Origin of the sequence: Aureimonas sp. AU20 (genome assembly GCF_001442755.1) — a bacterium.
Classification (GTDB): Bacteria; Pseudomonadota; Alphaproteobacteria; order Rhizobiales; family Rhizobiaceae; genus Aureimonas.
Genome location: NZ_CP006367.1, coordinates 3,425,458 through 3,449,091 on the forward strand (window position 1 = coordinate 3,425,458; position 23,634 = coordinate 3,449,091).

Consider the following 23,634-nt stretch of genomic DNA (forward strand, 5'->3'; position numbering starts at 1 on the left):
CCGGAGGAGCAGGCTGTGGTCATGCCACGAATGCGGGAATTGAAGGCGAACTATAGGGGCTACTTTCCGCAATCGCAAGGAAGTCTCCCTGGCCGGCGAGACGATCTATCGCCCGTCCCGCCTATCGCGCGTCCGGCAGCAGCACGATCTTGCCGATGTGATCGCGCTCCATGTGCCGGTGCGCCTCCGCCGCTTCGTGCAGCGGGTAGGTCGCCTCGATCAGCGGTTTCACCCGGCCGGCCTCCAGAAGCGGCCAGACATGGTGCTGGAGATCGGCCGCCAGCGCCGCCTTGAAGGCGTGGTCGCGGGCGCGAAGGGTCGAGCCGGTGAGATGCAGGCGCTTCTGCATCACGAGGTTGAGGTCGATCTCCGCCTTGTTGCCCCGCAGAAAGGCGATCTGCACGATCCGCCCGTCGGGGGCGGCCGCCTTCAGGTTGCGGTTGGCGTAGTCGCCGCCCACCATGTCGAGCGTGACGTCGGCGCCCCTCCCCTCGCGCCAACCGTGCATCGCGGCCACGAAATCCTCCTGGCGATAGTCGATGGCGAGATCGGCCCCCAGGCGGCGCGCGGCCTCGGCCTTGTCCGGGCTGCCGACCGTCGTCGCCACATGCGCGCCGAAGGCGTGGGCGAGCTGGATGGCGGTCGTGCCGATGCCGGATGTACCGCCATGGACGAGAAAGGTCTCGCCCTCGCGCAAGCCCCCGCGCTGAAAGACGTTGTGCCAGACGGTCAGGAAGGTTTCAGGGATCGCCGCAGCCTCGGGAAAGCCCAGGCCCGCCGGCACGGGCAACGCGCTGCCGGCGTCGGCCAGCGCGTACTCGGCGTATCCGCCGCCCGGCAGAAGCGCCATCACCGCGTCGCCCAAAGCCCAGGTCGTGACGCCCTCGCCCAGCGCCGCGACGAGACCCGAGACCTCCAGGCCCGGCCAATCCGGCGCGCCGGTGGGCGGGGGATAAACGCCCTGGCGCTGCAGCAGATCGGGCCGGTTGACCCCGGCAGCATGCACCTCGATGAGGATCTGGCCGGGGCCAGGCCGGGGCACCTCGGCCTCGCGCGGCACCAGAACCTCCGGCCCTCCATGGCCATCGAGGCCGACAAGCTTCATCCGGGTGGGCAGGCTCATGCTCGGCGACCTTTCTCGGGAATGGTTCCAGCCAAACTAGGGCAAGGCCAAAATTTTCCGAGAGTCGCTAACCCCGCATTTACCGAGTTCGCACAAAGCTGTGGGTGTCCAATTCGTTGGATGGCGACCCCTATGGTTGTCGACGTCTCCCTGTTGAAACTTGATAGAGCCGCCTCCGCGCGGCTCTCTTTTTCCCGTTCGAGGCCATCTCGGGACGGCCAACAAGGCGAACGGACGTTAACCAAATCGGCGCGAAGCGACTTGCGCGGGGCGAGGCTTGCGTAGAGGATTCCGGCATCAGGTTCGTCCGGCATTTCGCTGCATGGACCGTGCAACGATTCTTGCCCAGGCTGGTTGTCCCCGCATGTCACAAAAACCATCCGATCGAAGCGACTTCCAGACCGTGCGGATCGCAGAACGCCTCGCCTTCTCGGCGTCGTTCCAGCCGATCTTCGACGCTGGAATGAACTTGGTCGATGAAACCGCCGCCTATCTCGACGGCGAGGGACGGCGTGACGTGAAGACGCTGTCCAAGGGTGCGGCGACGCTTTACGCCGCCGAGTCCATGCGCTTGACGACCCGCCTCATGCAGGTCGCCTCCTGGCTGCTGCTCCAGCGCGCGGCCAACCAGGGCGACATGTCGCGATCCCAGGTCGAAGCCGAGAAGACCAAGGTGCGCCTCGACGGCAGCGCCGAGGGCGTCGATTCGCCCTTCTACGAGGAACTGCCGGCCAGCTTCCGCGGCCTCGTGGAGCGCGCCCTGCTTCTGGAGCGGCGCATCGCCATGCTGGATCGCGAAATCTACGGCTCCGCCGCCCCCTTGCAGACGATCGTGCCCAATCCGGTCGGCCAGCAGATCGACCTCCTGCGGACCGCCTTCGCGATCTGACCGCTCTTTCCCATTTGTAAGCCGACCGACGCCGCTGGAGCTTCTCCGGCGGCGTTTTTCGTTTGCCCGGCAGTAATGCGCACAACAAAAAGCCCGGCGCGAGGGCCGGGCTTTTTGCGAGTCGAAATCGGAGGCGATGGCTTAGATGCCGAGGCCTTCGTAGCGCTTGTTGAAGCGCGACACGCGGCCGCCGCGATCCAGCATCTGCTGGTTGCCGCCGGTCCAGGCCGGGTGGCTGGTCGGGTCGATGTCGAGGTTCAGCTTGTCGCCGGCCGAGCCGTAGGTCGAGCGGGTCTGATACTCGGTGCCGTTCGTCATCACGATGGTGATCGTGTGATAGTCGGGATGGATGTTCTGCTTCATGATGCCCTCACAGACAGTAACGCGCTCGCACTCACCAAGCCCGATGGGCCGCCCCGCGAGGGAAGCGGGCCGGTCGGGCCGGAATGAGGAGCGCGATCGCTTTCAAATTCAAGGGCGAGCCTATACATGAGGGGCCGATAGCGCACAAGGCCGCAAAGGCGATCCAATCTTGGCACGTTCCGACCGCACGAGCGCGAGCGAAAAATCGTCCCGCACGCTGAAGCCCCTCGCCCGCCTCTGGCCCTATGTCCGGCGCCAGCGCGGGCTGGTGGCGGGAGCGCTGGTGTTTCTCCTTCTCGCCTCAGTCACCACCCTGTCCTTCCCGCTGGCGGTGCGGCGCGTGGTGGATCACGGCTTCATGTCGGGCGACACGGGCTTCGTGGACACCTATTTCGCCATGCTGGCGGTGCTCAGCATCGTGCTCGCGCTGGCCAGCGCCGGGCGCTACTATTTCGTCATCACGATCGGGGAGCGCATCGTCGCCGAACTGCGCAAGGACGTGTTCACCCATGTGATGCGCCTATCGCCCGGCTTCTACGACCGCAACCTGTCGGGCGAGATCGTCTCGCGCCTCACCGCCGACACGACGCAGATCAAGTCCGCCGTCGGCGCCACCGCCTCGCTGGCCCTTCGCAACGTCATCCTCTTCGTCGGCGCCGTGGCGATGATGGCCTATACCAGCCCCAGCCTGTCGCTGATCGTGATCCTCGCCATTCCGCTCATCGTTCTGCCGCTCGTCGCCTTCGGCCGCTCCGTGCGCCGCCGCTCGCGCGCCGCGCAGGACCGGCTGGCCGGCGCCAGCGCCTATGCCGGCGAAGCCATCTCGGCGGTGCGCGCGGTGCAGGCCTTCACCGCCGAGCCCGCCGCGAACCGGCGCTTCGGCGCGGCGGTGGACGAGGCCTTCGAGGCCGCCCGTCGCTCGGTCAGCGCGCGCGCCTTTCTCACCGCCTTTGCGATCTTCCTGATCACCGTGTCGATCATCCTGGTTCTGTGGATCGGCGCGCACCGCGTGGTGGACGGCACGATGACCGCCGGCACGCTCGGCCAGTTCCTGCTCTATGCCGTGTTCGCCGCGTCGAGCCTGGGGCAGTTGTCGGAGGTCTGGGGCGATCTTACGGCGGCCTCCGGCGCCACCGAGCGCCTGTCGGAACTTCTGGACGAGACGCCCACCATCGCCTCTCCGACGAGCCCCAGCGCCCTCCGCTCGCCGCCTGAAGGAGCGCTCCGCTTCGAGCGCGTCTCTTTCCGCTATCCCGGCGCGCCGGAGCGCCCGACATTGAGCGGGATCGATCTCGACATCCGGCCGGGCGAAACGGTGGCGCTGGTCGGCGCTTCGGGCGCGGGCAAGTCCACCCTCTTCGCCCTGATCGAGCGATTCTACGATCCGAGCGAGGGGCGCATCCTCCTCGACGGCGTGGACATTCGCGATGTCGCCCTGGACGCGCTGCGTGGGCGCATCGCCTTCGTGCCGCAGGATTCCAGCATCTTCGCCGGCACGGTGGCCGAGAATATCGCCTTCGGCGCCGACGACGCGCCCCGCGCGGCAATCGTGGAGGCGGCACGAGCCGCGCAGGTCGACGGGTTCGTCAGCGCCCTGCCGGAGGGCTACGACACGTCCATCGGCGAGCGCGGGGTCACCCTGTCGGGCGGCCAGCGCCAGCGCATCGCCATCGCCCGCGCCATCCTGCGCGACGCGCCGATCCTGCTTCTGGACGAGGCGACCTCGGCGCTCGATGCCGAAAGCGAGGTTCTGGTGCAGCGCGCGCTGGAAGGGCTGATGGGCCATCGTACGACGCTGGTGATCGCCCATCGTCTGGCGACCATCCTAAAGGCCGATCGCATTCTGGTGCTGGATGGCGGACGCGTGGTCGAGGAAGGCACTCACGCCACGCTGATCGCCCGCGGCGGCCTCTACTCCCGCCTCGCCCGACTTCAGTTCGACGCGGGCCGCGAAGCCTTGGCTCCGGCGGCAGCGGAATAAAGCGAGGGCGGGACGCAAAACCCCGCCCCGATCGCTCGATTGCGCCGGCTTCGAGGGCATCGGCTACCGAGCGCCGCCGGCCTCTCCCAGCCTGGGCTCCTATCGCTCCGTGAGCTTCAGCTCGATGCGGCGGTTGCGAGCACGGGCCTCGGCATCGTCGCCCGCCGCCAGCGGCTGGAACTCGCCGAAGCCCGTGGCCGCCAGGCGCTGCGGCGGGACGCCGGCTGCCACGAGAAAGCGCACCACGGCGGCGGCGCGGGCGGTGGAAAGCTGCCAATTGTCGGCGAAGCGTCCGCTGCTCACCGGCACATTGTCCGTGTGCCCGTCGACGCGAATGATCCAGTTGATGTCGGAGGGGATTTCGCGGTTCAGCTGGATGATGGCGTCCGCCAGCTTGCGCATCTCGTCCTGGCCCGCCGGCTGCAACACGTCGGCGCCCGATGGAAAGAGCACCTCGGACTGGAACACGAAGCGATCGCCGACGATGCGGATGTTGTCGCGATCGGCCAGAATCTCGCGCAGGCGCCCGAAGAAGTCGGAGCGATAGCGCGCCAGTTCCTGCACGCGCTGCGCCAGCGCCACGTTGAGCCGGCGGCCGAGATCGGAAATCTGCGTCTGCGATTCGCGGTCGCGCTGCTCGGAAGCGCCGAGCGCGTCCTCCAGCGCGGCGATCTGCTGGCGCAGAGCCGACAATTGCTGGTTCAACAGGTCGATCTGGGCGCGCGCCTGGGCCGAAACGCGCTGCTCGCTCTGCACCTTCGCCTGAAGATCCCCCACCGACGCGCCGGCGACGGGCGCGGCGGACCGTCCCTCGTCCAGCGCCGTCTGGAGCCGCGAGCGCTCGGTCTCGGCGCCGGCCAGCGAAGCGCGGAGTGCGGCGATCTGATCCTGGAAATCGCCGGAATGCGAGCGCTCCAGCGCCAGAAGCTGGTTCAGCTCGGCGATCTGCGCATTGAGCCGGTCGAGGACATTGTCGCGCCCCGACAGGTCGCGGCTGAGAAGGAACTGCGCGATCACGAAGACCGACAAGAGAAACATGATGGCGAGAAGCAGGGTCGACAGCGCGTCGACGAAGCCCGGCCAATAGTCGATCTCGCGGCGGTGGCGGCGGCGCGACAGGGCCATCCGTCAGTTCCGCTCGATGTCGGACAGGGAGTGGTTCAAGCGATCCAGAGCCCGGCGCATCTCGCGCTGCTCGTCGGCCTGCGCTTCCACGAAATCTCGCAGCATCTGCTGCTCGCCGCGCATGTGCTGGACGAGGCCCTGGATGCTTTCGGCGAGACTTGCCATGGCCGCGCTGGTGCGCGGCGCGTTGCTCTGCTCCAGCACCAGCCGATTGATCCGGTCGGCCAGCACCCGGAACTCCTCGGCGCCGTTCGGCAGGTTCGGCATGTTGGGAAGCAGGGCGAGCGAGGTGGAGGTTTCGGCCTCGAAGGACAGGAGATCCTCCAACTCGGTATAGAAGCGCCCCTGCGCCCGGCCGACCTGCAGATCGAGAAAGCCGAGCACCAGCGAGCCGCTGAGGCCGAACAGCGAGGAGGAGAAGGCCGTGCCCATGCCCGACAAGGGCGCCGAGAGGCCGTTCTTGACCGAGTCCAGAACCGTCGCCGCGTCGCCCGCCGCCGGGTCGAGCGACTGAATCGTGGCGGAGATGGAGCCGATCGTCGTTAGAAGGCCCCAGAACGTGCCGAGCAGGCCGAGAAAGACGAGAAGGCCGACGAGGTAGCGTGCGGTATCGCGTGCCTCGTCGAGGCGCGTCGCGACCGAATCCAGCAGCGTGCGGCCGGAGGCCAGCGGCAGGCGCGGGCGGCCGCGCCGCCCTTGCATCATCGCCTCCATCGGCGCCAGCAGAACGGGATGGCGCGTGCGCCCGCCGCGCGCAGCGGCGTCGCCTTCGCGCAGGAGTCCGTTGACCCAGCGCACCTCGCGCGCGAGCTTCAGGATCTGCCCCAGCGCCAGAAAGATACCGATCGCGAGAACCGCAAGAATCAGCCCGTTCAGGCCGGGATTGGTGGTGAAAGCCTGCTGGACCTGACGGCCGAGGATCAACGCCACGAAGCCGGCCAGGGCCAGGAACACCAGCATCACGCCGAGATAGACCAGCGGACTGCTCAGCGGCTCCGCATGAGCGGGAGCCGCGGGAGGCGGCGCCTCGGGCGAAGGAGAGTGAACCTGCATGACGCCTCATCCGCTTGCCCGGCGGTCAAGCGCCGCGCGGCAGGACCGGAACGGTGGAACCTCCTTCTAACGCGCCAAAGGCGCGAGCGCCAGTCAATGTCGCGCTCGCACAACCCCTTGGTGAATCGGCTCTTGCCGACCCTCGCCGCAGAGGGTCAGGCCTTCTGCGCGGCCACCGGTTCGCCGCCGCCGCGATAGGCCGTGTTGGCCTTCTTCAGCTCGGCCAGAAGCTGGCGATGGATGAACTCGTTGCCGCAGGCGACATCGCCCAGCATCGGGTCGAACTTGTTACCCTCGGTATCGGTGATGAAGCCGCCGGCCTCGCGCACGAGGAGCGAGCCCGCCGCGATGTCCCAGGGCTGCAGCGCGTGCTCCCAGAACCCATCGAAGCGCCCGGCCGCGACATAGGCGAGATCGAGCGAGGCCGCGCCCATGCGGCGCACGCCCGCCGTCTCGGCCATAATCTGGCGCGATTCGAACAGGAAGCGCGCATGGTCGCCATGGCCGAGGAAGGGCATGCCGGTGGCGAGCACGGTCTCGTGCAGCTTGGTGCGCGCGGCGACGCGGATGCGACGGTCGTTCAGGAAAGCGCCGCCGCCCTTCTCGGCGCTGTAGAGTTCGTCCAGCGCCGGGTTGAAGACGATCGCCGCCACGATCTGCCCGTCGCGTTCCAGCGCGATGGAGATGGCGAACATCGGAATGCCGTGGAGAAAGTTGGTGGTGCCGTCCAGCGGATCGACGATCCAGCGGTGCTGGGGGTCGCGCCCCTCGACCGCGCCGCGCTCCTCCATCAGGAAGCCCCATTCCGGGCGGGCGCGGGACAGTTCCTGGAAGACGATCTCCTCGGCCTTGCGGTCGGCGTTCGAGACGAAGTCGGCCGGCCCCTTCATGGAGACCTGAAGGTTCTGGACCTCGCCGAAATCGCGGGTCAGGGAACGGCCGGCCTTCATGGCGGCCTGCGTCATGACGTTCATCAATGCCGAACGGGCCATGGCTGGAACAACTTTCTCTCTGTCGTGAAAAAGAACACGCGGCGCGCCGGGGGGCGCGGTCAGCGGAAGCGAAAACCGGCCGAGACCCGTCTGGGCGTCGGCCGGGCATGGAATGCGTCAGTCCGCGCGGCGGACGTAGGTGATCTCGTTCGTGTCCACCACGATGCGCTCGCCGGCGCCGACGAAGGGCGGCACCAGGACGCGCAGCCCGTTTTCGGTGATGGCCGGCTTGTAGGAGGACGCGGCGGTCTGCCCCTTCACCACCGGATCGGCCTCGGCGACAGTAAGCGTCACCTGATCGGGCAGCGAGATACCGATGGGCCGGCTTTCATAGGACTGGACCGTGACCTTCATGCCGTCCTGCAGAAAGGCGGAGCGCTCGCCCACGAAGTCCTTCTGCAGTTCGAGTTGCTCGTAGCTCTCGTTGTCCATGAAGACGAGGTTGTCGCCTTCCTCGTAGAGGAACTGGTAGTCCTTGAGGTCGAGATGGACGCGCTCGACGCTTTCCGAGGCGCGGAAGCGCTCGTTCAGCTTGGTGCCGTCGATGAGGTTCTTCAGCTCGACCTGATTGAACGCGCCGCCCTTGCCCGGCTTCACATGCGCCGTCTTCACGGCGGCCCAAAGCTTGCCGTCATGCTCGACGACATAGCCGGGACGGATATCGCTTCCGTTGATCTTCATGAAACGGGACGGCTTTCGGGACAGGTGCAGGAGGCCGCGAGGGGCGGCCGGAACGGGGTGAGAACCATAAAAGTCCCCCGCATTCAAGTCCGAGCGCGCCAGCCGGGGCGTTTGCGGCGATCTCGAATTGACCGCAAAGTCTCCGCGCCTGCGATTCGGCGGCAGCGTCAGGCGGCAAGGCGTGCCCGCCTCGCCCGCGCTTGCGCTATCCCGCGCGGAACCGGTTGGCCGCCTCCAGCGCGGCCTTCTGCTCGGCCTCCGGCAGACCCCGGAACCAACCGTCGAGGGCTGCGTCGGAGTTCGAGGCGCGGCGGGCCAGAACGGTCCATTTCGCCGCCTCGGCCCGGTCGCGGCTGGTGCCGACGCCGTCCTTGTAGAGATGGGCGATGCGGTTGACGGCGATCGGATTGCCGCGCTCCGCCGCGCCTTTCAGCCAGCGGAAGCCCTCGGCCGGGTCCGCCGCGCCGCCTCTCCCGTTGATGAGCCAGATGCCGAGTTCGATCTGCGCGAGATCGTGGCCCGAGCGCGCGGCCTCCGTCAGCCAGTGGCGCGCCTGCGCGTCGTCCTTCTCCACGCCCTTCCCATAGGCATGGAGCTGCGAAAGCGCGTATTGAGCGTCCGGCACGTTCTTATCCGCCGCCATGCGGAAATAACTCAGCGCCTCGCCGAAGCCGCCGGTGGGCGCGGACTGGATCAGCATCTGCCCGTAGTTGAAGGCCGCCAACGGATTGCCCGCGTCTGCCGCCGCCTTCATCAGGTCGCGGGCCGTCGCGTCGTCGCGCTCCACCGCGCGCCCCTCGATCAGGAGAAGCGCATAGCGAAACTGCGCCTCGGCAACGCCGGACTTGGCGGCGATGCCGTACCAACGCGCCGATTCCTTCTCGTCGCGCGGCACGCCGAGCCCGCGCGCGTAGATCTCGCCGAGCAGGGTCTGCGCCGCCGGATCGCCGAGATTGGCGAGCGGCTCGGCCAGCCGCAGGGCGGACAGGTAGTAGCCGCGCTGGAAGGCGCCATAGGCTTCTTCGGTCGGGGATGCGGGGGCCGCGCCGCTCGGCAGCGCCGGGGCGCTGGAGAGAGTGGCGCCGGCCAGCGCCTGGCCCGGCTCGGGCGTGAGGCCGAGCGGCGTCGGAAGAAAAACGGGAGCGGCGAGCGCGGCGGGCGTCTGCGAAGAGGGCGCTTGGGGGCCCGTCGCATCGCCGGGCGCGGCGGGCGCGAGTGTCGGGGGTAAAAGCGTGCTGGGGGGCAGAACCGCGCCATGCGCCTCGCCAGCGGAGGCGGGCGCGGCCGGCGGCGGAGCGCCACCCGCGTCTTGCGCGAAGGCCGGACCTGCCGCCATCGCGGCGAGAAGCGCGAACAGGGGAACAGGCGAGCCGGCGCGCATGGTCAGGCGGCCTCCCCTTTCGCCGCCGCATCGAACAGGCGGTTGGCCTCGGCGACGCGCGCGCCGACCCCTTCGGCCTCGCCGAAGATGGCGCGCGACAGAAGAATGAACTCGGCGCGCGTCGCGATCGCCAGCGGCAGCGTCGCCAGATCGGCGCCGCCCTGCAGGATGCAGGGAAGCTCGACGATCGAGGCCCACCATTCCGCCAGATCCAGATTGCGGCGATGCGGCTCCGCCTCGCCGTCGGCGCCGAGCTTTCCGAAGAGGATATAGTCGGGCATGCGCTCGCCCGCCTCCAGCGCCTCGTGGCGCGTGTTGAAGCCCGAGGCCCCGACGATGAGGCGCGGCGAGAAGCGCGCCATGGCCTCGCCCAGCGCCTCGATCGTGCCCTCGGGCGCGTGGAACCCGTCGGCCTTCACGCGGCCCGCGCAGCGCGTGTCTTCCACCACGATCGCAGCGGCGCCCGCTTCCTGCACCAGGGGCACGACGGCCTCGCAGAAATCCTGAAAGGCGGCGACTTCGCGGCCGGCGGGGTCGATCAGCACGGAGGCGATGTCGCCCCCTGCGAAGGCCTCGCGAAGCAGCTCAAGCCCGGGCTCGCCGTCGGGAAGCAGCGTCGTGGCGAGAACCAGTCGGGGGCGGATCGGCGCGTCGTCGGTCATGTCGTACTCACGGGCGGGCAGGCCGGGCTTGAGACCCGCGTGGCGGGCCGGGCGCCGGGCCAGGTTTTGGCCTCCTGTAGATACGCATTGCGGCAACACTACAAGAGTTTTGCCCCGCTCGACGCGGCACGCGCGCGAGGCACGACTTCGCCTCTTGAAGCCGCCGAGCGCCAAAAGAGACTACCTTCGATGCGCGCGAGCCGACATGGGCGGCTCGGGGCGCTATGGGCATCGAGAGCCCCGGAATCAGAAGGGCGCGGCCCTGACCGGCCGCGCCCTCCGCTTACGCAAACGTTGGGGTCGTCGTCAGTGAGGGGAGGCGCGCAGGCGCTCCATCTCGTCCTTCAGAAGCAGCTTGCGCCGCTTCAGGTCCTGCAACTCGGCGTCGCTCATGGCGGGCTTCGCCTTCGCGGTTGCCAGTTCCTGCTCCAGCGCGGTGTGGCGCTGCTGCAAAGTCGCAAGATGGGCATCCAAGGACATTCTTGAGCTCCTTCTGACTTCTTTCCTTCCACCGGCTCCAAGGGGTGAAGCCGCCGTGGACGATAGGAAAGTGTCACATAAGCTTTGCACTGTCGAATGAGGATCAAGTGCCGGGTTCCGATTTTCGAGCGGGACTGGTACGAGATTTCGTGAACACCATGCGCCCGGGCGGTCGGGCGCCGCCCGAGCGACCCGGCAACCGGGCCGGCGGGCCGTGTCAAGCGTTCGAGGGGACCCGAGTGGCGGATCAGGAACAGGCCGAGCTCAGACTGCAGTTGGCGCGACTGCGGCAGGAGCACATGGATTTCGACTTGGCGATCAACGCCATGGAATCGACCGGCTGCGACAGGCTCGCCGTCCAGCGCATGAAGAAGAAGAAGCTCGCCATCAAGGACCGGCTTCAGGACATCGAAGACCAGGTCATTCCGGATCTGACCGCGTGAGCGCCGCCCCTGCCCCCGTCGCCATCATCATGGGCAGCCAGTCGGACTGGCCGACCATGAAACACGCCGCCGACACGCTGGCGGCGCTGGACATCGGTTTCGACGCCCGCATCGTCTCGGCCCACCGCACGCCCGAGCGCCTGTTCGACTTCGCCAAGGGCGCTAAGGCGGAAGGCTTTCAGGTCGTCATCGCGGGCGCGGGCGGCGCGGCGCACCTGCCGGGCATGACGGCGTCGATGACGCCGCTGCCCGTGTTCGGCGTTCCCATCGAAAGCCGCGCCCTGTCGGGGCAGGATAGCCTCCTTTCCATCGTCCAGATGCCGGCCGGCATCCCGGTCGGCACGCTCGCCATCGGCCGCGCCGGGGCGGTCAACGCCGCGCTTCTGGCCGCCAGCGTCCTCGCGCTGCACGATCCCGCGCTGGCCGAGCGACTCGACGCCTGGCGTCGGCGCCAGACCGAGGCGGTCGCCGAGCGGCCGAGTTCAGAGCCAGCATCCGAGGTCGCCAAGGCGGGAGCGGCACATTGACGAACCGGTTTCCGCTGCCTCCCGGCGCCGCGATCGGCATGATCGGCGGCGGCCAGCTCGGCCGCATGATGGCATCCGCCGCCGCCCGGCTCGGCTATCGCACGGTCGTGCTCGATCCCGATGCCGGCTGCCCTGCCGCGCAGCTCGCCAGCGAGACGATCACCGCCGCCTATGACGACCGCGAGGCGCTGGCGCGCCTTGCCGGGCGCGTGTCGGTCGTCACCTACGAGTTCGAGAACGTGCCGGTAGAGCCGGTGCGCGCGCTCTCTCGAATCATTCCGGTCTTCCCCCCGCCCGAGGCGCTGGAAGTGGCGCAGGACCGTGTGGTGGAAAAAGCCTTCCTCAACGGCATCGGCATCCGCACCGCACCCTGGCGCGCGGTGGACGATCCGCAGGAGCTCGACCACGCCTTTCTGGATCTCGGCGGCGACTGCATCCTGAAGACCCGGCGCCTCGGCTATGATGGCAAGGGTCAGGCGGTGCTGCGCGAGAACGCCAGCCATGGCGAGGCCTTCGACGGCCTGGGCGGCGTGCCGGCGATTCTGGAAAAGAAGATCCCCTTCGAGCGCGAGATCTCGGTGATCGCCGCGCGCGGGCAGGACGGCAGCTTCGCCGCCTTCGACCCCGCCGAGAACGTCCACGGGCTTGGCATCCTGAAAAGCTCCACGATTCCCGCAGCCATCTCGCCCGAGCAGCGGCAGGCGGCCTGCGACATCGCGCAGAGCATTCTCGACAAGTTGACCTATGTCGGCGTCATCGGGGTCGAGTTCTTCGTGGGCAAGGACGGCGCGCTGCTGGTCAACGAGATCGCGCCGCGCGTCCACAATTCCGGCCACTGGACGGAAGCGGCCTGCACGATCTCCCAGTTCGAGCAGCATATCCGCGCGGTAGCCGGCCTGCCGCTCGGCAACCCGGCGCGCCACAGCGACGCCGTGATGGAGAATCTCATCGGCTCCGAGGTCGAGCGCGCCGCCTCGCTGCTCGGCGAAGCTGGCGTGATGCTGACGCTCTACGGGAAGTCGGAAGCGCGTCCAGGGCGCAAAATGGGCCATTTCACGCGGGTTTCACCCCGTTCCGAGGCGTGATAGCGCGGTTCGGCTCTTGTCGCATGGTTGACAGAAACCGCGACGGCCGTTATCGAACCACCCAGGCAAGCGCGCCCTTCGGGCGCGTTTTTCATTGTGCGGCAGAACGGATTTCCCGATCGTCGCCACCCTCATCGACGGTCAAACCCATGAAGATCAAGAACTCGCTGAAGTCGCTCAAGGGCCGCCACCGCGCCAACCGTCTGGTTCGTCGCAAGGGCCGCATCTACATCATCAACAAGCTGGCCCCGCGCTACAAGGCGCGCCAGGGCTGACGAGACAAAGGCCGGCTCCAGAAGCCGGCCTTTTCTTTTTGCGGCCATGCGGGCCGGATTTCGGGGCCGGCCTTTTCTTCTGCGGGCGATTGACGACGCGGGGAGAGCGCTTACTCTCCCCCGATGCGCACTTTCCTTCGCCTCGCCCTCGCCGCCTGCCTTCTTCCCCTGCCGGCCCTTGCGCAGACGCAAGGCACCGAGCCGGCCGCCCCTGCTCCGACGCCGCCGTCCGCAGCGCCCGCCCTGCCCGTGCCCCCTGCCCCCACAGCGTCAGTTCCCGCACTCCCCGCCGACCACGCCGGGCGTCTCGACGCGCTCTTCGCGCGGCTCAAGAAAGAGAGCGATCCGGCACGCGCGGAGGGAATCGCCAATCAGATCCAGGCCGAATGGCTGCAGAGCGGCAGCGCGACGATCGACCTTCTGATGCAGCGCGCCACGCAGGCCGTCGCGGCCAAGAACACCGCGAGCGCGCTCGATCTCCTCGATCAGGCCATCGTCCTGCGCCCCGACTTTCCCGAGGCCTGGAACCGGCGTGCCACGATTCACTATGCCGACGACCGCTACACGCTGGCGATCGCCGATGTCGAGGAGACGCTGAAACGCGAGCCGCGCCACTTCGCCTCGCTCATGGGCTTGGCCGCGATGCAGGAGGAGGTCGGCCGCAGCCGCGAAGCGCTCTCGACCTATTTGCGCGTGCTCGCCGTTTATCCCGCCTTGAAGGACGCCCAGGACGCCGCACTGAAGCTTTCGGACGCCTTGGCCGGGGACCGCGCCTAACGTGCCGAGGTCGCGCTATCGGCAAAGCCCGGACAGGGCAGAAACCCGGATATCAAAAAGGCCGCGTGGGACGCGGCCTTTCCTTTGTCTCGAGCTTGGCGGGACGCGATCAGGCGGCGTGGACGCCGTCCGAGCCGATCGTCGCGATGCGGATCATGTTGGTGGCGCCCGGCGTGCCCAACGGAACGCCGGCTGTCACGATGATGCGCTCGCCCGGCTGCGCGAAGCCCTGTTCCACGGCGAGACGGCAGGCCTTGTCGACCATGTCTTCCATGTCCACCGCATCCGGCGAGATCACGCAGTGCAGACCCCAGCCGAGGCTGAGACGGCGCACGGTGGCCTCGATCGGCGAGAGCGGCAGGATCGGGATCTGCGGGCGCTCGCGCGCCATGCGCAGGCCCGAATTGCCCGAACCCGTATAGGTCACGATCGCCGCGACCTTCAGCGTTTCGGCGATCTGGCGCGCGGCGAGCGACACGGCGTCCGCCCCGGTCGCCTCGGCCGAGGGGCGCTGCGCGAAAATGATGCCGGGATAGAGCGTGTCCTTCTCCACTTCGACCGCGATGCGATCCATCGTGGCGACGGCCTCGACCGGATACTGGCCGGCAGCCGATTCGGCCGAAAGCATGACGGCATCGGCGCCCTCGAACACGGCGATCGACACGTCGGACACCTCGGCGCGCGTCGGCACCGGGGCGGTGATCATGGATTCCAGCATCTGCGTGGCGACCACGACCGGCTTGCCCGCGCGGCGTGCGGCGCGCGTCATGCGCTTCTGAATGCCAGGCACCTGCTCCAGCGGCATTTCGACGCCGAGATCGCCGCGCGCGACCATGATGGCGTCGGAGAGCTCGATGATCTCGTCCAGCCGCTCCACGGCCTGCGGCTTCTCGATCTTCGACATGATGCCGGCGCGGCCGCGCGCCAGCTTGCGCGCCTCGATCAGGTCCTCGGGCCGCTGGATGAAGGACAGGGCCAGCCAGTCGACATTCTCGGACAGGACGGCTTCGAGATCGCGCCGGTCCTTCTCGGTCAGGGCGCCGCTGGTCAGCAGCGTGTCGGGCAGGCTAACGCCCTTCTTGTCCGAGATGCGCGTGCCGGCGACCACCATGCAGCGGATCGAACGCCCGTCCGATTCCAGCGCGACGAGATGCAGCCGGCCGTCGTCGATCAGAAGCCGGTGGCCGGCGCGGACGGATTCCAAAATCTCGGGATGGGGCAGGTAGACGCGCGTCGCGTCGCCCGGCTCGGGATTGTCGTCCAGCGTGATGATGTCACCCGGGGCGAGATCGACCTTGCCTTCCTTGAACTTGCCGACGCGCAGCTTCGGACCCTGGAGGTCGGCCAGGATGCCGATCGGGCGGCCGACATCGGCCTCGACACTGCGGATGCGCCGCACGAGCTCGCGCATCGCGTCATGCTCGGTGTGGCTCATGTTGATACGGAAGACGTCGGCGCCCGCGTCGAAGAGCTTGCGGATCATCGCCTCTTCGGAAGAGGCAGGGCCGAGCGTGGCGAGAATCTTGACCCGTCGATTGCGTTTCATGGCTTTGGTGTCTCCCCGCGAGGCGATTCGGTGAGCTGAACCATCCAGCTTCCCTGTCCGCCGGTGTCATACTCCCGGAACCCCATCTTCTGGAACCCGCGAGCGAAGCAATCCTTGACCCCGACGATGCGGAATTCATTCTCCGCGATGCACATGTCAACCGTACCGGCCCAGCGGCCGAGCCCCTCGGCATCCTCGGCGTAGAGATAGTAGTAGCGCGAGTGCAACTCCCCCTCGACCACGGAGCGGCACGTCGTCGCCGGGATACGCCACCAGCCCTCGCTGACCCAGCCTTCCGCCGTGCGCTGGCCGACCGCGACGCCGACCAGGGTCTGGGTGCCGTTGCAGACGCGAAAGTCCGCGCGGGCGGGGGAAGACAGCGCCGGGGCACCGAAAAACGAGGCGCCGAAGGCAAGACACAGGGCAACTGCCGGAGCACGCGGGCCCCTGAGCGAACGGAACGACATGGGCGGTCCTTGCGGGGGAGATGGGTCGAATTGTCTTCGTTCTGGCATAAGCGATCGGTCTGTCAACGCAAGGGCCGCGAAGGGGATCTCGAGGGCGGGATGCGCGAGCCGGCTCGCGGACGCGTCCTGCCCCGGCCACCTTGCGATGCCCGGCAGGCGGGCCGATATGCCAGCCAGGACATCTGAGCGCGCCCGCGCCCCAACCTTCAGGAAATTTTCCGATGAGCCTTTCGCGCGAACAGGAAACCGAGATCGAGGCCGCCGTCTTCCGCCGCCTGCGCGACCATCTTCTGGCGCGCGGCGACGTGCAGAACATCGACCTGATGAACCTCGCCGGCTTCTGCCGCAACTGCCTGGCCAACTGGTACCGCGACGCAGCGGAGGCCGGCGGCACGGCGATGACCAAGGAGACTGCCCGCGAGATCGTCTATGGCATGCCCTACGAGGAATGGCGCGCCCTGCACCAGAAGGACGCAACCGGCGACCAGCTCGCCGCCTTCGAGACCAACCGTCCGAAGGACGAGGAGCGGCATCGCTGAAGAGCGGCGATCCCGTCTCTCGCAGGACGCGGCGGGGGCGGGATCGGCGCGCCGGAGCCCGCTCGGTAAGGCTCCGGTAACCATTCCGCGTCATCGAAGAAGGAGGAAACGCGGCCGGCTCGTCCGGCGCCTTTGTCGTGATTTGAGAAGAGGCTCCCATGTCGAACGCCACCGATGACGTCGCCCAGGATCAGCTCCGCTCCTTCGTGGAACGGATCGAGCGCCTGGAAGAGGAAAAGAAGACGATCTCCGACGACATCAAGGACGTCTATGCCGAGGCCAAGGGCAACGGCTTCGACACCAAGGTGCTGCGCAAGGTGATCTCGCTGCGCAAGCAGGACGCGCAGGAGCGGCAGGAGCAGGAGGCCATTCTCGACCTCTATCTCCAGGCCCTCGGCATGGCCGCGAGCGCCTGAGCCGAACCGTCCGAAAATGGGCCGAAATGAATGCGCCGGTTATGCCGGCGTGTTCGATCCGACAGCCGCCCGCCAACTTTGCGAACCGGACCCATCTCGATCAAACCGTCTTGGGATATGTAGCGTCGGCTTCGAGGTCATATGGTGCGAGGGGCAAGACGAAGCCGCATCATCTTCGAGCAACCCGAACCTAAGTTCGAGCGAACGCGATGCAACAAAGCCCAGGCGGAGGGCTTACAAAGCCTGCCCTACCGAACTTGGACCGTCGCGTCGGGAAATTTTGGCGCTGTGTCAGCCGCGCGCGCGACGGCGCGTGTAACCCAGGCCCATCTGCTTCGCGAGGCGCGAGCGCGCCGCAGCATAATTCGGGGCCACCATGGGATAGTCGGCCGGCAGATCCCATTTGTCGCGGTATTCCTCGGGCGACATGTTGTAGTGGGTCATCAAGTGGCGCTTCAGCGACTTGAACTTCTTCCCGTCCTCAAGACAGATGATGTAATCGTCCGTCACCGAACGCTTCACCGACACGGCCGGCTTGGGCTTCTCGGCCTGGGGCGCGGGGGGCGCGACGCCGGCTTGGCTAAGAGCGGAATGGACGTCGAGGATCAGGGCCGGCAAGTCGCCGACCGGTAAAGAGTTCTTGCTGACATAAGCGGCAACCACTTCGGCCGTCAGCTCCATCAACATGTCCGAGTTGTCGACCTGGTCGATCTCGCTCATCTTTTCAACCTGTCTTGAGGCAACCCATCACGCTTGGAACGGCACCCATGCCCTTTACCATTCAAGCGGCTCGAACCAGCAAATATCTAGAAGCAAATCGAATGGCTTCCAGTCTATCAGCACCTGCTTTCGAGAAAAGGTGTCGGTTGCGACACCCAAGTCTTTCAAAGCGGACACGCCGTATTCAGTCAAACTTCACCCAATGTCAACGGGTGGATGACACAGGCAAGAATTTGGGGTGCCGAGCTCATATTACGGATTGGTAATCCACGCACAGCCTGCGAGAGAATTCCACATGCGTAGTGCAGGCGAAGGCCCGACGCCCGCGTTCAACTGCCACGGCGCTGGAACACAATAGAGCCGACGCAGGGTACGTGTCGGATCTTCCTAAGGATGTTAGGGACCAAATATTTCCCTTGCGAGAGAAGATCGCCCTGCCTTCCCACTACGGGCGTTCGGCCGCCCGGTCGTCTCCCTGTCCTGCGACGGTAAAGCGAAGCCTTCCATGCAACGGGAGGTTTCAAGGCGCGCCGCGCGGCGCCAGGGGATGGATCATGGGTGAGCGGCGCGAGCTGCCATTCCACTCTTCGCATTGCAAAACAAAAGGGCACCCCGGGAGGTGCCCTTCGATCCATTCAGACCTCTTACCGAGGCAACGGGGTCGTGCCCCGCAGCCCGGTCGGCGGCCAGAATCGGTTAGTCGATCTTGTGGACCGGCAGGAAGTTCACGGCATTGCCTTCGAAATGCTGAGGCCCTGCCGGCGAACCGCCCTTCTGCGAGAACCCGCGCGAGAAGACGGCGCTGGGAAGATTGCCGATCAGATTGTCGGCGACGGGCCGCGTCAGCTTCTCCTCGATCGCCCGGCGCTCCGGGCTGGTGATCAGGGAAGCGATGGCGATGCGCTTGGCGATCTGATCGGGACTCACCTTTCGCACGGTCTTGCCGACCGCTGCTTCGGCTTCGCCAACGACACGTCCGCCCCTTGCCGTTCGCGCAGTGGACTTGGCGGCCGGCGCGGCGGACATGGCATGGGCGAGGTTCGACCGGCTCGTCGGCGGCTTGGCCTCCAGGGAAGCCACGCGCAGGTTGGCATTCGCCTCCAGCGGCGGACTCGCCGCTTCCGCCGGCCGCGCAAGCGGAGCGGCGATCGCCGATTGCGGCCGGGCGGACGGCGTCGCGACATGCTGCGCCACGGCGATCGTGGCAGCGGCGGGAACCGGGGCGGCGGCCGGCGTTTGCACGGGGGCACTGACCGGCGCTTCCGGCATGGCGGCGGCGATGATGGCTTCCGGCGTCAAGGCGTCGTCTGCCTCGGTGATCAGAGCCTTCTCGCTCGGCACGGCGACCGGGGCGCCTCGCAACACGGCCTCGAAGGGCGGTCGCTCACGCGGCATGGGAACCGCATAGGCAAGCTGGCCCGGGGCAGCCGGCGGCGGCTCCGCCTCTTCCAGCGCGGCGACGAGCGTCGCGTCGAGCGCTTTTGCGGCGGCAGGGCGAGACGGCGCGCTGGAGGGCAAGGGAACGCGGGAGGGCGCCAGCGCGGCCACCTCGACCTCTTCCTCCTCCTCGCGGCGCGGGGGCGTGACGGCGGGAATCGCGGCGGGCGGGGTAGAGCGACGCGGCGCCGAACTATCGAACACGTCGCGCTCGGCCATGGGAACGCCGGCCGGCAAGGCGGCGGGCGCTGCGGGCCGGGTCGGCCGGACGCTCGCCACCTGGACCTCGGGCTCGGGCTGCGGCGCGGCGCGGGCCGGCGCGGGGGCACGGGCGGGCGCGGGCTTGCCGACCTGCGCGGCCTGAGCCTCCGCCTCGTCCTCGGCCTCCTCGTTGCCGCCGCCGAACAGCATGGCGAGCAGCGACCTGCCGCCGCTGGAGCGCGACGAGGCGATCTGGATGTCGTTGGAGCCCTTGCGCTTGTTGTAGGAGGCGAGCGCGGTCTCGTAGCCCGGCAGCGGCTTGCCGTCGGCGGGCAGATGGATCGTGTTGCCCTTCGGGAAGACGGAGGCGAGTTCCTGGCGGCTCATGCGCGGCCAGTAGCGACCCTTGCCGGTGTCGTAGTGGACGAAGGGCGAGCCGGAGCGCGGATAATAGCCGACGCCGCCGATCTGCATGCGAAGGCCGATGTCACGCAGTTTCTTCAGCGGCACGTCGGGCAGATACCAGTCCACCGCCTTACCGGCCATGTGCAGGCTGTTGCCCGCGACGCCGGACGAGCGCGAGCGCAGCATGGCATTGGTGCCGGACGAGCGATAACCGCCGATGATGTGGATGTAGCTGCGCGAGCCGGACTGGCGATACGCTTCCCAAAGCACGTCGAGAAGGTTCGGGTCCATGTTGGTCGGCTTGTTCTCGCGCCAGTCGCGCAGCGCCCAGTTGGCCTTCTTCAGACCGTCGGGCAGGAACTTGCCGTCCTTCTTGTAGGTGATCTCCGTCTTCTCGTTGAGATGGACGTGATAGAGCTTCAGGGTGCGGGTTTCGGCGCGCGCGGCCACCATTCCCGCCGAGGTCATCGCCATCAGGCCGACCAGGAAGACCACGGCGCGCTGAGCGGCGCGTCGCGATACGCATTCGGTCCATCCGAACATGCGGACAAATTCCCCCGGTGTGTGTGTCGACGCCCCTGCTGCGGTTCGTGCGACCTGTCCCCCGACCGGGCAACAGATCACAAGGGACTGCGGCATGAAAATGACACCTCTCCAATTTCTTTGCCACTACACAAGAAAATGGTTAACGACCAGTGAAAATTCTGTCTTGCCAACCCTTCGGGCAGGCTTACGCGGGTGATTCGGGCAGCGACAGCCCGTATTCCTTGAGCTTCCGATAAAGGGTCGTGCGACCGATTCTCAGCAGTCTCGCCGCCTTGGTCGGCTGGCCTTCGCAATGCTGGAGCGCGCGAAGGATATGCGCACGCTCGACTTGCGCGAGCGTTGGGAAGTCCTCGTCGGCCGTCTCCTCCATTGGTGAGGCAATGTCGGCGACCACCGATAGGGGCTTGGCTTTCTCCGGCGACCAGCTGTCCGCAAGCTCGAAATCCTCGGCCTGGAGAACTGCGCCGTCGGCCATCACGGCCGCGCGCCGGATGGCGTTTTCCAACTCGCGGATGTTGCCAGGCCAGCCATGGCGCTCGAGGCGCGCGAGCGCGGCCGGCGTAAGATCGGCGCCGGGCAGATGCTCGGCGGCGAAGCGTCGTGCCAGGGCGGCGATCTCCTCCCGCCGCTCGCGCAGCGGCGGAATCGAGATCGGAAAGACATGGAGGCGGTAGAACAGATCCTCGCGAAAGCGCCCCGCCGCCACGTCGGCGCCGAGGTCACGATGCGTGGCGGCGATGACGCGCACGTCCACCCGCACTGGACCGGTCGAGCCGATCGGGTCGATCTCGCCTTCCTGCAGGGCGCGCAAGAGCTTCACCTGCGTTTCGGGAGCGAGTTCGCCGACCTCGTCCAGAAACAGCGTGCCGCCGTCGGCCTGGGCGAACTTGCCGGGGCGGCTGCGCTCGGCGCCGGTGAAGGCGCCGCGCTCGAAGCCGAAGAGGATACTTTCGGAGAGATCGCGCGGAAGCGCGCCGCAATTGACCGCGACGAAGGGCTTGCTCGCCCGCGCGCTGGCGCGCGCGATGCGCCGGGCCAGCCATTCCTTGCCGACCCCGGTTTCGCCGAGCACCAGCACGGGGACCATGGAGCGCGACACGCGATCGGCCGCGTCGAGCACCGGGCGCATGGCCGGGCTCGGGGCCATCTCGGGCACGTCCGCCCCGCCATCCCTCTCGGCCTGGGCGCGGATCGCCGCCTCGATCGCGGCGCGCACCCTGGCTGGCGAAACCGGCTTCACCAGAAAATCCGTGGCCCCGGCGCGCATGGCCTCCACCGCGCGGTCGAGCCGCCCCTCCCCCGTCTGGACCACGACGGGAACGGAGTCGCCCGCGCCGCGCAACTGGCGCAGGAGATCGAGACCGTCGCCATCGGGCAGACCGAGATCGAGCAGGACGGCGGCAAAGCGCCCGCCGCCGCCTTCCCGCAGCAGCGCGCGCGCCGCCTGGAGGCTGGCGGCGGCGTCCGTCAGGCCGCCGGCGCGCGCCACATGCGCCTCGCTGAGACGCCGCTGCACGGGATCGTCGTCCACGATCAGGACACGAAACGCCCGGTCGGCAGAGGGTTCGCTTTTCACGCTCATCGCACCAATTTGACATGGCAACGATGAAGAGTTTTCTGCCACCCGAAGAGGGCGGGTTCGCCCGCCCTTCGGCTCAAGCGTTTCGCGAGGTGTTCATGACCCGATCGTCCGTTTCCCCGTCGCCCTCCGCATCGCAAGAGGAGGCGGATCTGGGCGCCCTGCCCCGCTGGAATCTGGCCGATCTCTACGCCTCGATCGACAGTCCGCAGATCTCCGCCGATATCGAACGATCCTCGGCGCGCGCCAAGGCCTTCAACGAGCGCTGGCGCGGCCGTCTTGCGGAAGAAGCTGAGAAGCCCGGCGGCGGAGAGCTCGGCGCGGCGATCGCGGAGTTCGAGGAGATCGAGGAGGTGCTCGGCCGCCTCGTCTCCTATGCCGGGCTGGTCTATTCCGGCGACACGTCCGATCCCGCCAATGCCAAGTTCTACGGCGACATCCAGGGCGAGGTGACGGACATCTCCTCCGTGCTGCTCTTCTTCGGGCTGGAGCTGAACCGGGTGGACGACGCGGCGATGGACCGCGCCATGGCGGAGAACCCCGCGCTCGGCCGCTATCGCCCGTGGATCGTGGATCTCAGGCAAGACAAGCCCTACCAGCTGGAAGACCGCGTCGAGGAGCTGTTTCACGAGAAGTCGGTGACCGGCCACGGCGCCTGGAACCGCCTGTTCGACGAGACCATGACCTCGCTGCGCTTCGAGGTGGACGGGCGCACGCTGGCGCTGGAGGAAACGCTGAACCTCCTGCAGGACGCCGACCGCGACGTCCGGCGCAAGGGCGCCGAGGCGCTGGCCAAGGTGTTCGGCGAGAACGTGCGGACCTTCGCGCTCATCACCAACACGCTCGCCAAGGACAAGGAAATCTCCGACCGCTGGCGCGGCTTCGGCGACGTGGCCGATTCACGCCACCTCGCCAACCGGGTGGAGCGCGAGGTGGTGGACGCGCTGGCCAAGGCCGTGTCGGACAGCTACGCCTCGATCTCGCATCGCTACTACGGGCTCAAGGCCCGCTGGCTGGGGCTGGACGCGCTGGAGTTCTACGACCGCAACGCGCCGTTGCCCGGCGCCTCGCGCCGCACCATCCCGTGGCTGGAAGCGCGCGACACCGTGCTTTCCGCCTATCGCGGCTTCGACCCCGAAATGGCCGAGATTGCCGGCCGCTTCTTCCAGGACAATTGGATCGACGCAGGCGTGCGGCCCGGCAAGGCGCCCGGCGCCTTCTCGCACCCGACCGTGCCCTCCGCGCACCCCTATGTCCTGATGAACTATCTCGGCAAACCGCGCGACGTGATGACCCTTGCCCACGAGCTCGGGCATGGCGTGCACCAGGTTCTGGCCGGGCCGCAGGGCGCCCTGATGGCCTCGACGCCGCTGACGCTGGCCGAGACGGCCTCGGTCTTCGGCGAGATGTTGACCTTCCGCTCGCTTCTGGAAAAGGCGCGGGACAAGGCCGAGCGGCGCACCCTCCTTGCCTCCAAGGTCGAGGACATGATCAACACGGTGATCCGCCAGATCGCCTTCTATCTCTTCGAGCGCGAGATCCACACGGAGCGGCGCAAGGGCGAGCTGACGGCCGAGCGGATCGGCCAGATCTGGGTCGAGGTGCAGACCCGGTCGCTCGGCCCCGCCGTGCGGCTCGGGCCGGGATACGAGAGCTTCTGGACCTATGTCCCGCACTTCATCCACTCGCCCTTCTATGTCTATGCCTATGCCTTCGGCGACTGCTTGGTGAACTCGCTCTACTCCGTCTACGAGCAGGCCGAGGAGGGCTTCCAGGAGCGCTACTTCGCCATGCTGCGGGCCGGCGGCACGAAGCACCATTCCGAGCTTCTGAAGCCTTTCGGCCTCGATGCCTCGGACCCGGCCTTCTGGCATCGCGGGCTTTCCATGATCTCCGGCTTCATCGACGAGCTGGAAGCGATGGACTGAGAGACCCCGGCGG

24 protein-coding genes are annotated in these 23,634 nt (G+C 67.6%); 10 read left to right on the forward strand and 14 right to left on the reverse strand.

Annotation, left to right across the window (positions count from 1 at the left end; genetic code table 11):
* Positions 1-121: 121 nt before the first annotated feature.
* On the reverse strand, positions 122-1,123 hold the full coding sequence (locus M673_RS15615; RefSeq protein WP_061976961.1) for an NAD(P)H-quinone oxidoreductase: 1,002 nt from the start codon (positions 1,121-1,123) through the stop codon (positions 122-124).
* Between the two features lie 364 nt (positions 1,124-1,487).
* Between M673_RS15615 and rcdA the strand changes: the two genes are divergently transcribed.
* Positions 1,488-2,012: a protease adaptor protein RcdA gene (rcdA, locus tag M673_RS15620; RefSeq protein WP_061976963.1), complete on the forward strand. Its 525-nt coding sequence runs from the start codon at positions 1,488-1,490 to the stop codon at positions 2,010-2,012.
* 141 nt (positions 2,013-2,153) lie between these two features.
* On the opposite strand, the gene rpmE is transcribed toward rcdA, so the two are convergent.
* Positions 2,154-2,375 (reverse strand): 50S ribosomal protein L31, encoded by a 222-nt coding sequence (gene rpmE / locus M673_RS15625; RefSeq protein WP_061976965.1) that lies wholly within the window; start codon positions 2,373-2,375, stop codon positions 2,154-2,156.
* Between the two features lie 169 nt (positions 2,376-2,544).
* Between rpmE and M673_RS15630 the strand changes: the two genes are divergently transcribed.
* Complete coding sequence (locus tag M673_RS15630; protein ID WP_061976967.1) at positions 2,545-4,356, forward strand: ABC transporter transmembrane domain-containing protein; 1,812 nt, start codon at positions 2,545-2,547, stop codon at positions 4,354-4,356.
* A 99-nt stretch (positions 4,357-4,455) separates the two neighbouring features.
* Here M673_RS15630 and M673_RS15635 read toward each other — a convergent pair whose 3' ends face one another.
* The 7 genes from M673_RS15635 to M673_RS23725 all read right to left on the reverse strand — a co-directional run bounded on the left by M673_RS15635 (position 4,456) and on the right by M673_RS23725 (position 10,730).
* A complete protein-coding gene (locus tag M673_RS15635) occupies positions 4,456-5,481 on the reverse strand; it encodes a peptidoglycan -binding protein (protein WP_061976969.1) in 1,026 nt (341 codons plus the stop codon).
* A gap of 3 nt (positions 5,482-5,484) precedes the next feature.
* The gene (locus tag M673_RS15640; protein WP_061976971.1) at positions 5,485-6,534 is read right to left on the reverse strand and encodes a hypothetical protein; all 1,050 of its coding nucleotides are present in this window, start codon (positions 6,532-6,534) and stop codon (positions 5,485-5,487) included.
* A gap of 155 nt (positions 6,535-6,689) precedes the next feature.
* Entirely contained in the window at positions 6,690-7,526 is an 837-nt protein-coding gene (locus M673_RS15645) for an inositol monophosphatase family protein (protein WP_061976973.1), read from the reverse strand.
* Between the two features lie 117 nt (positions 7,527-7,643).
* Positions 7,644-8,207 (reverse strand): elongation factor P, encoded by a 564-nt coding sequence (efp, locus tag M673_RS15650; RefSeq protein WP_061976975.1) that lies wholly within the window; start codon positions 8,205-8,207, stop codon positions 7,644-7,646.
* Between the two features lie 205 nt (positions 8,208-8,412).
* Positions 8,413-9,588 carry a tetratricopeptide repeat protein gene (locus tag M673_RS15655; protein WP_061976977.1) on the reverse strand — a complete coding sequence of 392 codons (1,176 nt, stop codon included), beginning with the start codon at positions 9,586-9,588 and terminating at the stop codon, positions 8,413-8,415.
* A gap of 2 nt (positions 9,589-9,590) precedes the next feature.
* Positions 9,591-10,250 carry a thiamine phosphate synthase gene (locus M673_RS15660; RefSeq protein ID WP_061976979.1) on the reverse strand — a complete coding sequence of 220 codons (660 nt, stop codon included), beginning with the start codon at positions 10,248-10,250 and terminating at the stop codon, positions 9,591-9,593.
* Positions 10,251-10,556: 306 nt separating this feature from the next.
* Entirely contained in the window at positions 10,557-10,730 is a 174-nt protein-coding gene (locus tag M673_RS23725; RefSeq protein ID WP_082639518.1) for a YdcH family protein, read from the reverse strand.
* Between the two features lie 239 nt (positions 10,731-10,969).
* On the opposite strand from M673_RS23725, the gene M673_RS15665 reads away from it, so the two are divergent.
* From M673_RS15665 to M673_RS15685, 5 genes are all read left to right on the forward strand, one after another.
* Positions 10,970-11,173 (forward strand): YdcH family protein, encoded by a 204-nt coding sequence (locus M673_RS15665; RefSeq protein WP_061976981.1) that lies wholly within the window; start codon positions 10,970-10,972, stop codon positions 11,171-11,173.
* A 29-nt stretch (positions 11,174-11,202) separates the two neighbouring features.
* Complete coding sequence (gene purE / locus M673_RS15670) at positions 11,203-11,700, forward strand: 5-(carboxyamino)imidazole ribonucleotide mutase (RefSeq protein ID WP_061977890.1); 498 nt, start codon at positions 11,203-11,205, stop codon at positions 11,698-11,700.
* Complete coding sequence (locus M673_RS15675; protein ID WP_082639521.1) at positions 11,697-12,785, forward strand: 5-(carboxyamino)imidazole ribonucleotide synthase; 1,089 nt, start codon at positions 11,697-11,699, stop codon at positions 12,783-12,785. Before purE ends, M673_RS15675 begins: the two co-directional genes overlap by 4 nt.
* Before the next feature lie 149 nt (positions 12,786-12,934).
* Entirely contained in the window at positions 12,935-13,060 is a 126-nt protein-coding gene (gene ykgO, locus M673_RS15680) for a type B 50S ribosomal protein L36 (protein WP_019998227.1), read from the forward strand.
* 123 nt (positions 13,061-13,183) lie between these two features.
* On the forward strand, positions 13,184-13,837 hold the full coding sequence (locus M673_RS15685) for a tetratricopeptide repeat protein (protein WP_061976983.1): 654 nt from the start codon (positions 13,184-13,186) through the stop codon (positions 13,835-13,837).
* A gap of 109 nt (positions 13,838-13,946) precedes the next feature.
* Here the strand turns inward: M673_RS15685 and pyk are convergent, their stop codons facing one another.
* Entirely contained in the window at positions 13,947-15,383 is a 1,437-nt protein-coding gene (gene pyk / locus M673_RS15690; RefSeq protein WP_061976985.1) for a pyruvate kinase, read from the reverse strand.
* Positions 15,380-15,850 (reverse strand): DUF1036 domain-containing protein, encoded by a 471-nt coding sequence (locus tag M673_RS15695; RefSeq protein WP_148640098.1) that lies wholly within the window; start codon positions 15,848-15,850, stop codon positions 15,380-15,382. The genes pyk and M673_RS15695 overlap by 4 nt, the downstream gene beginning before the upstream one ends.
* A 221-nt stretch (positions 15,851-16,071) precedes the next feature.
* Here M673_RS15695 and M673_RS15700 point away from each other — a divergent pair, with 221 nt between their 5' ends.
* Together M673_RS15700 and M673_RS15705 are read left to right on the forward strand one after the other, a co-directional pair.
* On the forward strand, positions 16,072-16,389 hold the full coding sequence (locus M673_RS15700) for a DUF1244 domain-containing protein (protein WP_061976987.1): 318 nt from the start codon (positions 16,072-16,074) through the stop codon (positions 16,387-16,389).
* A gap of 158 nt (positions 16,390-16,547) precedes the next feature.
* On the forward strand, positions 16,548-16,805 hold the full coding sequence (locus M673_RS15705) for a DUF2312 domain-containing protein (RefSeq protein WP_019998232.1): 258 nt from the start codon (positions 16,548-16,550) through the stop codon (positions 16,803-16,805).
* A gap of 291 nt (positions 16,806-17,096) precedes the next feature.
* Here M673_RS15705 and M673_RS15710 read toward each other — a convergent pair whose 3' ends face one another.
* The 3 genes from M673_RS15710 to M673_RS15720 form a co-directional block, all read right to left on the reverse strand.
* Entirely contained in the window at positions 17,097-17,525 is a 429-nt protein-coding gene (locus tag M673_RS15710) for a MucR family transcriptional regulator (protein WP_148640099.1), read from the reverse strand.
* Between the two features lie 696 nt (positions 17,526-18,221).
* Positions 18,222-20,111, reverse strand: a complete 1,890-nt coding sequence (locus M673_RS15715; protein WP_061976989.1) for a DUF882 domain-containing protein — start codon at positions 20,109-20,111, stop codon at positions 18,222-18,224.
* Between the two features lie 187 nt (positions 20,112-20,298).
* Positions 20,299-21,696: a sigma-54-dependent transcriptional regulator gene (locus M673_RS15720; protein WP_061976991.1), complete on the reverse strand. Its 1,398-nt coding sequence runs from the start codon at positions 21,694-21,696 to the stop codon at positions 20,299-20,301.
* A 95-nt stretch (positions 21,697-21,791) separates the two neighbouring features.
* Here M673_RS15720 and M673_RS15725 point away from each other — a divergent pair, with 95 nt between their 5' ends.
* Positions 21,792-23,621, forward strand: coding sequence for a M3 family oligoendopeptidase (locus M673_RS15725; protein WP_061976993.1), 1,830 nt, complete (start codon positions 21,792-21,794; stop codon positions 23,619-23,621).
* Positions 23,622-23,634 lie beyond the last annotated feature (13 nt).